The following is a 13,567-nucleotide window of genomic DNA, read 5'->3' as shown; positions in this document are numbered from 1 at the left end:
ACATTGTGGGAAAAATAGTAGAAACACAACATGTATGGGGCGTAGACTTGTAACTGTTCCCGCGGTTGCGAGGACGCAAATGCGAACATATAGGGCTCACTGTCGATGGTGAGCTAACGCGGGGGAGAAGAGATTCCCGCCCGCTCACGAAGGAGAATTGCCAATGCACAACACTGAGTTCGAGAAGTACCCCACCTCCGGTGAAGAGAACGTTGAGGTTGACGTCTTCTGGCCCATCCAGGACGCTTAATCTCTCACCCCGATAGGTCGGGATAAGGATTAGAAAAGCGCCCCGCCGCTTCCGTAGGGAAGTGAGGGGGCGCTTTGCTGTCCTCATTGAGAATTTAGTTATGCGGCGTGAATACCCAGCCCAAACATTTGCAGGGGGTATTCGGTAAAGCCCATCATGGCTGCCGCGTACCAGGCGACGTACCCGGTCAGCGCTAGAACGAGCGCCTTCTCGCGTACGCTGCCAGCATCACCCAGGAGTGGCAGTGCTATGTAGCCGCTCTTTTTCCATAGGGGAGACGCCACTAGGGGCTTGATAACGATCGGGTAGAGGGGCAGTAGGCCGCGGGTTGTCAGCAGGTCGCCCATCAGGTGAATGGTGGCGCCGACAGAAATAGCCCAGGGGAGCAGTGTCAGCGAATCGGTTGTATAGGCGGCGTACCCGAGGGCGACGGCACCGATCCATCCACCCGGTGCGCCGAGCGCGCGCAAGGCTAGACCGCCCGAGAACGCGGCAAGAAGTAGTGAAGCCCAGGGGATTCCGTTGTAGCTCAGATTGGCGCTGAAATAGGCAATTGCCCAGAAGACTGCCAGACCCAAAATAGAGTGTGTTCCCTTGCGGTGTCCGCCACTGACTGCCCCGACAATGCGTGCCACCCAGCGTGAAATGGGCGGGATGGAGTTGGCGATACTGCCGTTGTGGTGGTCAATATCCGGTAGCATGCCTGCACCGGCACAAGCCAGGGTGGTTACAATGAGAGTGGGGGTATCGGGAACCTGCACCACTCCCGTCTCGACGAGCACTAGCCAGCCAGCTGCGGCACTGACAGTGTGCGAATAGCCCATCATGGGGAGGTGCCTCCTTGGTGTGATTGCTCAGCGAGTGTGGTTGCCTAGGTGCCGGGATGCTCCCCCGAACTAATTAGAACAAATATAGCATATATCGAAATTACTTTCGATAGGTAGGGTCATCACTCAAGCAGTGCTACCTTTCGATGACGCTACCCTTCAAACGGAAGAGTCTGCTTCCAGAACTCACGCTCACGCAGGTAATTCTCCAGCCAGCCCACATGCTCGGAGCACGCCAACCAGACCTTGCGACGCTCGGGGGTGTGCACCTTCGGGTTGTTCCAGAGCAGCTGAAATTCTGCCGCCTGCTGGCAGCCCTTGCGGGAGCACTTGGCGTACTCGGGCTGTGCGTTCTGTGAAAGTGAACCGAGCAGATCCATGTTTTCTTATCCTTACTCTTGCGCTTCAACATGCGGTGGTATTCCGTGCCCACGCGATTCAGTGGAAAGGGAGGTGCGGGCTGTTCCGCTTCAGCCAGTGTACTCGTCCGATGAGGCACGTAAAAGAAGGGGAGTGGGTGTTCAACGTTCAAGAGTGGAGTGTAGCCTGCGGCACCTTTGCGCTAAAACGCGGTAAAATAAGGTTCGACTGTCCATCCGTCCACACCCCAACCGTGGAGCCGCTGCATCGGCGCTAATCGCGAGGGGTCGACTCATCAAGGAAGCTCATGAGCGAGAACACTCCCAAGACCGTGCTGGTCACCGGCGGCAACCGAGGCATCGGCTACGAAATTGCCAAGGAATTCCAGGCAGCAGGACACAACGTCTGCATCACCTACCGTAGCGGTGAAGCCCCCGAAAAATTTTTCGCCGTCAAGGCAGATGTACGCGATGCCGACAGCATTAACGAAGCATTCAAGGCAATTGAGGCAGAATTCGGCCCCGTGGAGGTGCTGGTCGCAAACGCAGGTATCACCCGCGACATGCTGCTGATGCGCATGAAGGAATCCGACTTCACCGACGTGGTCGACACCAACCTCACAGGTTCTTTCCGCGTGGTTCAGCGCGCCATCAAGGGCATGCTGAAACTCAAGCGCGGCCGCATCATCCTGGTTTCCTCCGTGGTGGGTCTGTACGGTTCCCCTGGCCAGGTCAACTACTCCGCATCTAAGGCTGCACTGGTTGGTATGGCACGCTCCATCACCCGTGAGCTGGGCGGCCGTAACATCACCGCTAACGTGGTGGCACCGGGCTTCATTAACACCGCTATGACTGATGTTCTGCCCGAGGAAACTAAGAAGAACTACCTGGCGTCCATCCCGGCTGGTCGTTTCGCTGAGGCTGAAGAGGTCGCTCGCGTGATTCGCTGGCTCGCATCCGATGAGGCTAGCTACATTTCTGGCGCTGTCATCCCCGTTGATGGCGGCCTGGGCATGGGTCACTAACCCCACCCCGTACGGACTGCACGAAGCGCCCGAACGTAGGCGCACCCTTTCTAAACTTTAAGGACATAAAACTATGGCACAGCTGACCGGCAAGACCATCATCATTACCGGCTCCTCCCGCGGCGTTGGCGCAGACACCGCACAGATTCTCGCCGCTGAGGGCGCGAACATTGTGGTGAACTACCGCTCCAAGGCACCGCGCGCGAACAAGATCGTCAAGGCTATTGAAGAGGCTGGCGGCAAGGCAATCGCAGTGCAGGCTGACGTGACCAACAGCGAGGACCTGCAGAACCTCGTCAACACCGCTGTGGAGACCTTCGGCTCCCTGGACTACCTGATCCTGAACGCTTCGGGCGGCATGGAAACCGGCATGGGCGAAGACTACGCAATGCGCCTGAACCGTGACGCACAGCTGAACCTGGCACGCCTGGCTGCAGAGAAGATGCCCGAAGGCGCACGCATCGTGTTCGTGACCAGCCACCAGGCGCACTTCATCCGCGAAGTTGAGACCATGGACGAGTACAAGCCCGTCGCAGAATCCAAGCGTGCCGGCGAAGACGCACTGGTCGCCGAGATCCCTGCACTTTCCGAGAAGGGTATCTCCCTGGTCGTCGTGTCCGCTGACATGATTGAAGGCACCGTCACCGCAACCCTGCTGAACCGCCTGCACCCCGGCGCTATTGAGCAGCGCCGCGAGACCGCCGGTAAGCTCTACACCGTCAACGAGTTCGCGCAGGAAATCGCGAAGATGGTCACCGCAGACGTTGAGACCGGCCACGTTGAGCTGGTCGGCGGCGCACGCGGCTTCATCGACTAATAAATTTAGCTGCTATAGATGCCGATGCGGATGCGCCCGCCCCTCTGACAAGGTACATTTGATAAGGCGGCCGCCCCTTACACAGCGGCACCTATAGCCCCTAAGACTTTGCGCGAAGAACCCAATGTGGGGTGCCCGCGCACTATGCACCAACCGCTCCGATAACCCGGTATAGGTTGCGGGGTGGGGGGCGCATCCCATCCATCTAACTCACTGGAAGAAGAACCATGAGCACCGTACTCAACCTTCAGAATGTCTCCGTGATTCGCGGCGGCCGCCCCATCCTTAACAACGTTTCGTGGACTGTGAACGAAGGTGAACGCTGGGTCGTTCTGGGACCCAACGGCGCCGGTAAGTCCACTCTGCTTTCGATTGCGGCAGCCCGCCTGCACCCGACCAGCGGCGAGGTTGAGATCCTTGACGAGACCCTCGGCGCTGTTGACGTGTTCGACCTGCGCCCGCGCATTGGTCTGTCCTCCGGTGCTTCAGCTACCCAAATTCCCGCCAACGAGAAGGTTTCCGACGTTGTCGTGACCGCAGCGTACGCTGTGTCGGGCCGTTGGAAGGAAGAATACGACGTCATGGACGACGAGCGTGCAACCGAGTTGCTGGCTGAGTGGGGCGTCGACACCCTCGCTGACCGCACCTTCGGTTCCCTCTCCGACGGCGAGCGCAAGCGTGCGCTGATTGCCCGCGCCCTCATGACCGACCCCGAGTTGCTTCTGCTGGACGAGCCCGGTGCTGGTATGGACATCTCCGGTCGTGAGGACCTGGTCGAGCGTCTGACCGTGCTGGCCGCTGACCCCTACGCACCGGCTACCGTGCTCATCACCCATCACCTCGAGGAAATCCCTGCGGGCTTTACCCACGCCTTGCTAATCCGTGACGGCGGAGTGGTCGCTGCCGGCCCGATCATGTCCACCATTACCGAGGCGAACCTCGCAGCAACCTACGACATGGACCTGGCTCTGACCGTCACCTCCGCGGGGCGTTACTCCGCATTCAAGCGCGCATGAGCCGTGCCCCGAAGCAGCTGAGCGCCGAACAGATCGCTGAGCGTGCCGAGCGTGTCTACGCCATCGAGTCGGTCACGGCTCTGGCGCAGGCACCCGAGCAAGCTCTGCGCTACTACACGCAACTGACCGACGTGAAGCTCCGTAGCGCCATGGAACCCCAGTGGGGTATTTACATTGCGGAGTCCTCGAAGGTGATTCGTCGTGCGCTCTCTGCAGGTCATCAGCCTGTTTCTTTCCTGATGAGTGAGAAGTGGGCTGATGATTTGGCGGATGTTTTGCGCGCCCATCCTGACACTCCCGCGTATGTGGGTAGTGAAGAGCTGCTGGAGCAGGTGACCGGTTTTCATCTGCATCGTGGTGCGTTGGCGGCGATGGCTCGTCCGGCGCCGCAGCCTCTGGAGCAGTTGTTGCGAGGTGCCTCTCGTGTGGCGATTTTGGAAGACATCGTGGACCACACGAATGTGGGAGCTATTTTCCGTTCGGCTGCCGCGCTGAATGTAGATGCTGTGCTAGTGACTCCGCGATGCGCTGATCCGCTGTATCGCCGCTCGATTCGCGTGTCGATGGGTACTGTTTTTCAGGTGCCCTGGGCTCGCTTGGAGTCGTGGCCTGATAACTTGCAGACTTTGCACGAGCTGGGCTTTAAGAGCGCGGCGTTGGCTCTGAAGGAGGACTCGCTGACCCTGGAGGAGCTGTCTGCTCGCCGGGATGAGAAGCTTGCGCTGATTCTGGGCACGGAGGGGCACGGTCTGTCGTTCCGCACCTTGGCGGCGTGTGACGATACAGTGATGATTCCGATGTCACACGGTGTGGATTCTTTGAATGTTGCGGCGGCGAGCGCCGTGGCGTTCTGGGAGACCCGCCCGCGTTCATAGCCTGGGTTCTGATCTGATTAGTAACCCCCGTGAGTGCCTTCTTCGGGTGCCCTTGCGGTGTGTGGGTTGGTGCCTGTGAGGGAACGTACTGGGATTTAATCCGTGAAGATGGTACCCTTAATGGGTTGTGCGCGCCCTGTGCGGGCACAATGGTGATGCGCTCTGAGATTTTCTCGATAGCTGCACATCGAAAAACCTACTCCATCTATATAAGGGCTACTGGCAAAATCCAGTAGCAGAAGAAGGTATATCAATGAAGGCAGAAATCCACCCGGACTACAACCTGGTTCTGTTCCGCGACCTCGCATCCGGCAAGGTTTTCCTGACCCGTTCCACCATGACCTCGGACAAGACCGAGAAGTGGGAAGACGGCAACGAGTACCCGATCGTCGAGGTTGAAATCTCGTCCGAGTCGCACCCGTTCTACACCGGTAAGCAGCGCATCATGGACTCCGCAGGTCGTGTCGAGCGCTTCAACGCACGCTTCGGCAACTTCGGCAAGAAGTAAATCTTCTTTCCCAGCTTTGCTTTTTAGCGAGATTAATGCCCCGTTCTCCTTGGTTTTCAAGGAGGCGGGGCATTGCGCATTTTACGGTGCAATCTAAAATATTCGCCCAAACGGGAGGAAAGTTGTAATGTAAAACCTTTCGCTTACGGGTGCGTAGACCAGCTGACAGCGTTACAATGAGTAAGTATTTTGCGAGCTGTGCATTTTCTGTGCCCTCCAGCACCGCCCCATATCGGCGGGTATTCTCCGGCTCTCTGTATTCTAGAGACTTCGCTGGATGCGCTGCGCGTCTCGCGTATCACCATCTCAAACAAAGGACAACTTAATGAGCGACGCGCATTCTGAACCGTCGCAGAGGAAGAAATGGGTCAAGCGTGCCCTGCTGATCCTGCTGATTCTTCTGCTGGTTATTACCCTCGGTATTGGTTTCTTTATCTGGCGTGCTGGCCACACTTGGGATAGCAAGACCGAGAAGTTCGACTCCATCACTAAAGTGGACGAAGACCTCAGAAAAATTAGGGAGCAGCTTGGAGAGGCTAAGAAGCTCAACGTAACGGAGCTGAAGGCTCCGGGGGATACCAACTCAGATAATGCCAGCGAGCACGATAAGGACGGCGACGGCATCCTCGATAACGGCTACAACTACGGAGTTGTCAAGGGCCCGGGTAAGAATATTCTGCTACTCGGTAGCGATACTCGTTCCGGCTCTGAAGCAGCTCAGGTGAGCGGCTCCCGTGCAGATAGCATCATGCTCATGCACATTCCGGCTGATGGCAAGGGCGTGTACCTGGTCTCAATCATGCGTGATACCTGGGTGAACATCCCCGGTTACGGTGCGGCGAAGATTAACGCTGCACTCAACTACGGCGGTATTTCTCTGCAGGTGGCGACCGTTGAGAGCCTGGTTGGTATCAAGATTGATCACGTGGCTGAAATTGAGTTTGAGGGCTTCAAGGCTCTTGTGAACTCGGTCGGTGGTGTGGATGTCCAGGTACCGTTCGACTTCGACATCAATGCCTGGTCTTTCAAGCAGGGTGTGCAGCATATGGATGGTGGTGCGGCTCTTGCGTTCGTGCGTGCTCGCTACCAGTTCGCTGACGGTGACTACCAGCGTGTCCGTAACCAGCGTGCATTCCTGCGCGGCCTATACAACACGATGAAGGTTAAGGGTGCGCTGAGCAGTGTGGGCACTTTCCAGTCTTCCGTTGAGTCTATTTCTGGTTATATGCGTGTGGATTCCGGCCTGAACGCTGCGCAGATTGCCCAGATTGCGGCTCCGGTGCTGACCAGTGGTGACACTACGATGCGTATGACCACCCTGCCAAACGCAGGCCCGGGTTGGTCCTACGACGGTCAGTCAATCATTCTGGTTAACCAGGCTGCAAATGCCCACCTGGCAAGCGCACTGCGGAATGATACGATGGATCAGTTCTTGGCTACTTACGGTCAGGATTAAGATTTGACTCCTGCGCGGGAAAGCTTGTATAAGCTTCCACCCCCGCTGTGTTTAACCGTTCCTGGAGAAACTGTGTACGTGAAAGGGCGGCTACCTCACCATAATGGTGGGTAGCCGCCCTTTGTGCGTATGTTCTGAAGGGAGGAGCTTATGCCTTCGATTCAGGCCTCTCGTCTTCCTCAGTAGCCTCTTCGTTATCGTAGGCTTCGTAGTAGGGCTGACGACCAAAGTAGAATGCCACAGCCGCAACAGCGCCACCCATGATAGCGATGAGGATGCCGAGCATCGGGGTCCACAGCATCGAAATCAGGCCGGCGACCAGAACGGCGAGGCCTGCACCCTTGATCAGGTTCAGCAGGCGGTCACGCTCGTTCGGTTCGTAGTACTCATCTTCCTCCAAGCTGTACTCGATTATCGGCTTCTCGGCGGCGGGCTCATGGTGGGTCGGCTCAGAGGCGGCGGAACCGCCGGTCAGGGAGCTCATGAAACCACGACGCTTCTTCGGTGCTTGCTGTGCGGAGGATTCCAGGTAGTGACGCTCACCTTCGGTGGGCACGAATGCGGCGGGTACCTCGTACTCTTCACCAGCGGGTAGCAGTGCCGGAACGTTATTGGGCAGAGTCTCGTACCACTCCTGTGGAATATCCGCGGGGCGTGCAGCCTGAACGGTCAGGGATAGTTCCAGGGTGTTACCGCGAATAGTACCCCAGGCGCTGGTAAGGCGGTCATTCTCAAATGCGTAACGGATGACGGGCGTCAGCTGCTCGGACATCTGGGTGCTCAGGCGGCCCACGAGCTTGCGGTCGTGGCGCACCTCAACGCTGTCGACGAAGCGCCCGTCGGAGGTTTTGAGCTGATTTGCTTCCAGGGTCAGGATTACGCGGCCTTCACCGCTGGGCGGCAGGATACTGTGCAGGTATTCGGAGTGCTCCTTCTCATCGAGCACCTTCATTGACGGGCCCTGGGGTAGCAGGGTTGCGCGGGTCGGCGCGTCGTTGAGGGGGAAGAGAGAGCCGGGTGCGGACAGGGAGAGCACGCCGGTGCTCTTCACGTGCATGCCGCCGCCTTCAGCGCGTACGGCAACAGCGGAGAGCTGCAGGTGCGCGATGGGTTCGTAGCCAGAGGCGACCACGCGGGTAATGGAATCCCAGTACGCGGCGGAGTCCTCCACACTCATACGGCCTACCTTGAATTCGTCAATGTAGATGGCGATGCTATTGGGCTCGTAGGGGTTATCCGATTCGGGAACAAGGCGCGCTTCACCGTACCAGATCCGTTCACGGTCGATGTGCAGTTCCTCAAAAATTTGGAGGGTTTCTGCTTCATAGTAATCATCGGTGACGACGTCAACGCTACCGCGGTCACCGAGTGCGTAATCGACCACTGAAAACTCCTTCTGATATGTCTAAGTGAGCGGATACCTAGTCTATTCTCTCATGCTTTCAGAGCGGACAGCTCACAAAAACGGGTGACATTTATCTGTCTTTTAGCACCGGGTGCATATAGTTTGGTGTTTGGGGGAATCAGTCCCGGTAACACTGGCTCACGTCAACGCACTAAAGAGCCGCGACCCCTCCGTGTGGACACTCCCAAAACAAAAATTTTGGCTGAGAAAGCCACGAAAAAGACCACCGCCCAAACACCACCCGGTTTACAACCGGGTAAGTGCCAAGCGGTGGTCTACATCAATTAGCCTGAGAGCCTCACAGGGCGGTCATAGCACCCCGCTCAGCTACTCAAACCATGCAACTTAGTCCTGTAGGGAAACGTTGAACTTCTGGGCCACAATTGAACGGTGGCCGTGATCCTGCGCCTCTAGAACCAGACGACGCAGAGCCGAAGGAGCCTCTGGGTTCGCCTCCAACCAGCGCTGAGCCAGCGCGACGGAGGGGTTACCCTCAACACCCAGACCCTCGGTGGAGCCGGTGTTGTACGGAGCCTTCGGGTACAGGCCACGCACAATGCGGGTCGCCATACCAATTGAACGGGACGCCCAAAGGGGCAGCAGAGCCTCAAAGTAGGAGTCGTAGTAGGACTCACGCAGTTCAACCGGACCGCGAGCAAAACCGTTAATGGTCGAAGCCAGAGCGTCGTTCGACAGTGACTCATCTTCCATGATGGTCTTGTACGCGGCAGCCTTACGCTCAGCAGAGGGCAGGGCCGCAATCGCGTACGCGTAACCATTCGAAGAAATCGAGGAGGGGCTGTACTTAGCCGCACGGTCCAGATCCTCAACGGTCACCAGGTCGCGGCTTGCGAGCGCACCCAGTGCACTCCAACCCAGGTTCTGGTCGTAAGGAATGCCGGTTGCGTCAGCAATATCGCCGGTGGTGTCTTCGAAAGCACCGCGGGCAATATCGCGGCAGAGCTCTTCACCCTTGGTCGCGTTGGTGGAGACCGAAATCAGGGCGCGCAGCAGAATCAGCTGCTCGTCGGAGCCGGGCTTAGCCTGTGCCAGTGCTGCTGCGAATGCGTCGTAGAGAGCGTCGTAGAGGCGCTCGCGGCCGGTGGGTGCGGAGAAGGTTGCGATAGCGACCTGTGCGTTGTTGACCATGGTGCCCAGCAGGGATGCGCTCGGTTCCTTGGAGACGTTGCGTACGACTGCGTCGACGTAGGTGGTGACGGGCAGGCGTGCATCGCGCACGTTCTCCCAGAGGGAGCCCCAAATGAGGCCGCGGGAAAGTGCGGATTCGAGGGTGGAGACACCTTCGATAGCTGCCTGCAGGCCGTCTTCGTCGGTCAGGGCGACCTTGGCGTAGGTGTGGTCTTCTGCGTTGAGCATGAGCAGGTCAGCTTCACCAACGAGCTTCTTCTGCTCCTCGGTGAGCTCTACGCGGTGCTCGGAGACGGGCTCTGCCGGGTACTCGAGGGAGAGTAGGCCGGTGGAGGTGAGCTTGCCGTCGGTCAGTGCGAAGGTTTCCAGCTTTGCCACGTGGGGGCGGCCCAGACCTGCGGGCTGCTGTGCGGGCAGTTCCTGGGTGAGGATCAGGTCGGTGAGCCGACCGTCTTCGCCGTAGACGCGCTTGGTACCCAGTGCGGACACGCCGGAGGTCTGCAGCCATGCGTTAGCCCATGCCTGCATGTCGCGGCCGGACACCTCGTTGAGTACCTGCAGGAAGTCGTTCAGGGAGGTGTTGCCCCACTCGAAACGCTTGAAGTACACGCGTGCTGCTTCGATGAAGGTGTCGAAGCCGACGTAGGCAACTAGCTGCTTGAGCACGGATGCGCCCTTTGCGTAGGTGATGCCGTCGAAGTTCTGCGATGCTGCTTCCAGGTGGGGGATGTCAGCGACGATGGGGTGGGTGGTGGGCAGCTGGTCCTGCATGTATGCCCATGCCTTGCGGTTGTTCGCGAAGGTGACCCATGCGTCGTTGAAGTTGTTGGCTTCCTTAGCGCCGAGGGTGCCCATGAAGTCTGCGAAGGACTCCTTGAGCCACAGATCGTCCCACCACTTCATGGTGACGAGGTCGCCGAACCACATGTGTGCCATTTCGTGGCAGATGGTGTTGGTTCGGCCTTCGAGGTCGTCCTCAGTTGCGCCGGAGACGAAGATGTAATCTTCGGTGAAGGTGACCAGGCCGGGGTTCTCCATTGCGCCGATGTTGTATTCAGGTACGAATGCCTGCTCGTACTTGGGGTACGGGTAGGGGTAGTCGAAGAGGTCCTGGAAGAAGTCCAGGCCGTTTTCGGTGACCTTGAAGATGTGGTCGTAGTCGAAGTGCGGCTTGAGGGACTGGCGGCAGTATGCGACCAGGGGGATGTCACCGCTGTTGACTTTGCTCTTGGGCTTGTAGGTGGTGGTTGCAGTGAAGTATTCGCCGGCAACGATTGCGGTGATGTAGGTGGAGATCTTTGCGGTGGGGGAGAAGACTCGCTTGGTGATGGAGTCGTCGGCGGGGTCTACGACCTGGCTTTCGAGTACGCCGTTGGAGCTGACGACCCAGTCCTTGGGCGCGGTGATGCGGAAGTTGAAGACTGCCTTCAGGTCGGGCTGCTCGAAGTTCGGGAAGACTCGGCGGCAGTCGGAGGGCTCGTACTGGGTGTACAGGTAGACGCGACCGTCGGAGGGGTCGAAGTAGCGGTGCATACCTTCGCCGGAGCGGGAGTAGTAGGAGCGACCGTGGATGGTGAGCACGTTTTCTGCCTGCAGGTTGGGCAGGGTGATGCGTGCGCCGTCGACGACATCAGCCAGGGGTAGTTCGGTGCCGTTGAGCTTAACGGAGTCGACGCTGTGGTGGATGTAGTCGATGAAAGTTTCTGCGCCGGGGGTGTTGCAGGAGAATCGGACGGTGGTGACGGTAGGGTAGGACTCGAATTCGGGGTCCTTGGCATTAGTCAGGTCGACATGCACGTCGTAGGTGTCGACACTGATGAGAGCCGAACGTTCTGCGGCTTCTTCGCGGGAGAGGTTCTCATTATTCATGCTTTTTATTCTAGTCGTTATGACCGCAAATATGGCAGTTGAGTGGGCGTGCCGGTCATATTACTCGCGGTGCGAGAAGATCACCCAGAATGCGGGGAATCAATCAACCCTGAATATGTGATATAGAACATGTTCATTCGATTTGCAGAGTATCCAGAAAGCCCGTATAGTATTACGTGTTGCTTCGAGCGGCACCGAAAGGAAAACGTTCGAAAGTCACCTGCGCGGGTGGCGGAATAGGCAGACGCGCTAGCTTGAGGTGCTAGTCCTCGTATTAGAGGGTGGGGGTTCAAGTCCCCCCTCGCGCACAGATAATCCCCGGTTCTTCGGAACCGGGGATTTTTGTATGTTTGGACAATTTCACCAGCAGTTTGCTGGCCTGCGCCTTTCGGGAAGACCTCGGCTGAAACCTTTCAGACTGAAAACTTTCGGGCTGCAAAAATAGGCGCAGAAACTTCTGGCGCAAAGAAGCACTCAAAATATATCAGCGCGCAAAAAAGTAGTGGGGTGAGGCTCCTTGAAAGGAATCTCACCCCACACTAGCTACGCTAGGGAAGCTAGAAGAACAGCTATATCAGCTGAAACTGTATTACTCAGCCAGACGCTCCGGGTCAGTGGTGACCAGAATCTTCACAGCGGTCTCGTTGTGGTGGATCAGGGTGTCGAAGCCCTTGTCAATTAGGTCCTCCACGGCAATCTTGCCGGTGATGAAGGGCTTGAGGTTAATCTTGCCGGACTCAACGAGCTTAATGGTTTCCGGGTGGGAGTTCACGTATGCGATGGTGCCGCGGATATCGATTTCCTTGAGCACAATCTTCTGCACATCCAGGGAAGCGGGCTTGCCCCAAATGGAGACGATGACAACCTTGCCGGTCGGCTTAAGGGCATCCAGAATCAGATCCAGTGCGGGCTGAACGGAGGTGCACTCGAAGGCGATGTCAGTGCCACGGCCGTCGGTCAGCTTGTGAATCTCAGCGAGAACGTCGGTCTCTGCGGGGGAGAAAGCGTAGTCAGCAACACCGGAGTCCAGAGCCTTCTGGCGGCGCAGCGGGGACAATTCGGAGATGATGACCTTAGCGCCCTTAGCCTTCAGAACTGCGGAGGTTAGCAGACCGATGGGGCCAGCACCGGTGACCAGCGCGAATGCGCCCTCTTCGAACTCGCCTGCACGCTCAACAGCGTGGTAGCCAACGCTCAGGGGCTCAATCAGTGCAGCCTCGTCCAGGGGAATGTTATTAGGAATCTTGTGAACCCAGCGACGCTTGACGGCAACCTTCTCGGACAGACCACCACCGCGACCTGCCAGGCCGATGAAGTTCATGTCCTTAGACAGGTGGTAGTCCTTGGAATCGGGGCCGGTGTAGACATCATCGCGAATGATGTAGGGCTCGACAACAACGTGGTCGCCAACCTGCAGGTCGTCCACGCCTTCGCCCAGTGCTTCAACAACACCGGAGAATTCGTGACCGAGGGTGACGGGGGAGTCCTCGCCAGAAATGGGGTGGGGGTGACCGTGCTGGGGGCAGAAGATGGGGCCGTCCAGGTATTCGTGCAGGTCGGTACCGCAAATGCCGCACCAGGCGACCTTAACCAGAACCTCGCCCGCAGCGGCTTCGGGTGCGGGGATATCTTCAATGCGGATGTCGTGGCGGTCGTAGAAGCGTGCTGCCTTCATGGGATGGAGCTCCTTAGCGTGGTTGTGGCGCTCACCGCGGTGTGTGCATGCTGGTACGGTTCGCATCCATGGGTCTGTCACGGTATTGACAGAGGCCCAAACGACATGGTTTGGACCGGTTGTGAACTGTCCTGCCGGCATTTGCATCGCTAGCGCCGGATGGTGATGGGTGCGGCTGGATTGTCGCTCCCATGTGTTTAACGCTACTCCAATGAATCAAAGATTCATAGGATATATACAAATTTTCTTTTATGTGACAGATATTTCTTTTTGGATGTTTTCGACTCCATCACGCCTGACCATCTAGCGCCCGGCGAGCGCAGACGGTAGCGTGGA

General features: G+C 57.8%; 11 protein-coding genes and 1 tRNA gene. 7 read left to right on the top strand and 5 right to left on the bottom strand.

All coding sequences use genetic code 11. The features are described from left to right. Positions 1–348: 348 nt before the first annotated feature. Complete coding sequence (locus O3648_RS00565; protein ID WP_371567778.1) at positions 349–1,077, bottom strand: metal-dependent hydrolase; 729 nt, start codon at positions 1,075–1,077, stop codon at positions 349–351. Positions 1,078–1,229: 152 nt separating this feature from the next. After that, positions 1,230–1,457 carry an acetone carboxylase gene (locus O3648_RS00560; protein ID WP_279739841.1) on the bottom strand — a complete coding sequence of 76 codons (228 nt, stop codon included), beginning with the start codon at positions 1,455–1,457 and terminating at the stop codon, positions 1,230–1,232. A 287-nt stretch (positions 1,458–1,744) separates the two neighbouring features. On the opposite strand from O3648_RS00560, the gene O3648_RS00555 reads away from it, so the two are divergent. The 6 genes from O3648_RS00555 to O3648_RS00530 all read left to right on the top strand — a co-directional run bounded on the left by O3648_RS00555 (position 1,745) and on the right by O3648_RS00530 (position 7,133). After that, the gene (locus tag O3648_RS00555; protein WP_371567776.1) at positions 1,745–2,461 is read left to right on the top strand and encodes a beta-ketoacyl-ACP reductase; all 717 of its coding nucleotides are present in this window, start codon (positions 1,745–1,747) and stop codon (positions 2,459–2,461) included. Positions 2,462–2,534: 73 nt separating this feature from the next. Continuing rightward, positions 2,535–3,278, top strand: coding sequence for an SDR family oxidoreductase (locus tag O3648_RS00550; RefSeq protein WP_371567774.1), 744 nt, complete (start codon positions 2,535–2,537; stop codon positions 3,276–3,278). A 227-nt stretch (positions 3,279–3,505) separates the two neighbouring features. Continuing rightward, positions 3,506–4,294 (top strand): ABC transporter ATP-binding protein, encoded by a 789-nt coding sequence (locus tag O3648_RS00545; RefSeq protein WP_371567771.1) that lies wholly within the window; start codon positions 3,506–3,508, stop codon positions 4,292–4,294. Then, the gene (locus tag O3648_RS00540) at positions 4,291–5,169 is read left to right on the top strand and encodes a TrmH family RNA methyltransferase (RefSeq protein ID WP_371567769.1); all 879 of its coding nucleotides are present in this window, start codon (positions 4,291–4,293) and stop codon (positions 5,167–5,169) included. Before O3648_RS00545 ends, O3648_RS00540 begins: the two co-directional genes overlap by 4 nt. Positions 5,170–5,422: 253 nt before the next feature. Then, a complete protein-coding gene (locus tag O3648_RS00535) occupies positions 5,423–5,677 on the top strand; it encodes a type B 50S ribosomal protein L31 (RefSeq protein WP_005506069.1) in 255 nt (84 codons plus the stop codon). Positions 5,678–6,002: 325 nt separating this feature from the next. Next, positions 6,003–7,133: an LCP family protein gene (locus O3648_RS00530; RefSeq protein WP_279739862.1), complete on the top strand. Its 1,131-nt coding sequence runs from the start codon at positions 6,003–6,005 to the stop codon at positions 7,131–7,133. A gap of 148 nt (positions 7,134–7,281) precedes the next feature. Here the strand turns inward: O3648_RS00530 and O3648_RS00525 are convergent, their stop codons facing one another. Then, positions 7,282–8,517 carry a hypothetical protein gene (locus O3648_RS00525; protein WP_371567765.1) on the bottom strand — a complete coding sequence of 412 codons (1,236 nt, stop codon included), beginning with the start codon at positions 8,515–8,517 and terminating at the stop codon, positions 7,282–7,284. A gap of 366 nt (positions 8,518–8,883) precedes the next feature. Then, a complete protein-coding gene (gene pepN, locus O3648_RS00520; protein ID WP_371567763.1) occupies positions 8,884–11,556 on the bottom strand; it encodes an aminopeptidase N in 2,673 nt (890 codons plus the stop codon). 222 nt (positions 11,557–11,778) lie between these two features. On the opposite strand from pepN, the gene O3648_RS00515 reads away from it, so the two are divergent. Next, a tRNA-Leu gene (locus O3648_RS00515) sits at positions 11,779–11,864 on the top strand. Positions 11,865–12,145: 281 nt separating this feature from the next. Here O3648_RS00515 and O3648_RS00510 read toward each other — a convergent pair. Further along, positions 12,146–13,231 (bottom strand): 2,3-butanediol dehydrogenase, encoded by a 1,086-nt coding sequence (locus O3648_RS00510; RefSeq protein WP_279739869.1) that lies wholly within the window; start codon positions 13,229–13,231, stop codon positions 12,146–12,148. Positions 13,232–13,567: the final 336 nt, after the last annotated feature.

This window comes from Rothia sp. 27098_8_161 (assembly GCF_041432905.1).
Taxonomy (GTDB): Bacteria; Actinomycetota; Actinomycetes; order Actinomycetales; family Micrococcaceae; genus Rothia.
This window is presented reverse-complemented; position numbering and strand designations above follow the sequence as displayed.

What these genes read in the sequence shown, in the direction of transcription:
- O3648_RS00545 (WP_371567771.1), top strand. Translation starts at nt 3,506, where the DNA reads ATGAGCACCGTACTCAACCTTCAGAATGTCTCCGTGATTCGCGGCGGC.
- O3648_RS00565 (WP_371567778.1), bottom strand. Translation starts at nt 1,077, where the DNA reads ATGATGGGCTATTCGCACACTGTCAGTGCCGCAGCTGGCTGGCTAGTG.
- pepN (WP_371567763.1), bottom strand. Translation starts at nt 11,556, where the DNA reads ATGAATAATGAGAACCTCTCCCGCGAAGAAGCCGCAGAACGTTCGGCT.
- O3648_RS00510 (WP_279739869.1), bottom strand. Translation starts at nt 13,231, where the DNA reads ATGAAGGCAGCACGCTTCTACGACCGCCACGACATCCGCATTGAAGAT.
- O3648_RS00555 (WP_371567776.1), top strand. Translation starts at nt 1,745, where the DNA reads ATGAGCGAGAACACTCCCAAGACCGTGCTGGTCACCGGCGGCAACCGA.
- O3648_RS00550 (WP_371567774.1), top strand. Translation starts at nt 2,535, where the DNA reads ATGGCACAGCTGACCGGCAAGACCATCATCATTACCGGCTCCTCCCGC.
- O3648_RS00530 (WP_279739862.1), top strand. Translation starts at nt 6,003, where the DNA reads ATGAGCGACGCGCATTCTGAACCGTCGCAGAGGAAGAAATGGGTCAAG.
- O3648_RS00540 (WP_371567769.1), top strand. Translation starts at nt 4,291, where the DNA reads ATGAGCCGTGCCCCGAAGCAGCTGAGCGCCGAACAGATCGCTGAGCGT.
- O3648_RS00535 (WP_005506069.1), top strand. Translation starts at nt 5,423, where the DNA reads ATGAAGGCAGAAATCCACCCGGACTACAACCTGGTTCTGTTCCGCGAC.
- O3648_RS00560 (WP_279739841.1), bottom strand. Translation starts at nt 1,457, where the DNA reads ATGGATCTGCTCGGTTCACTTTCACAGAACGCACAGCCCGAGTACGCC.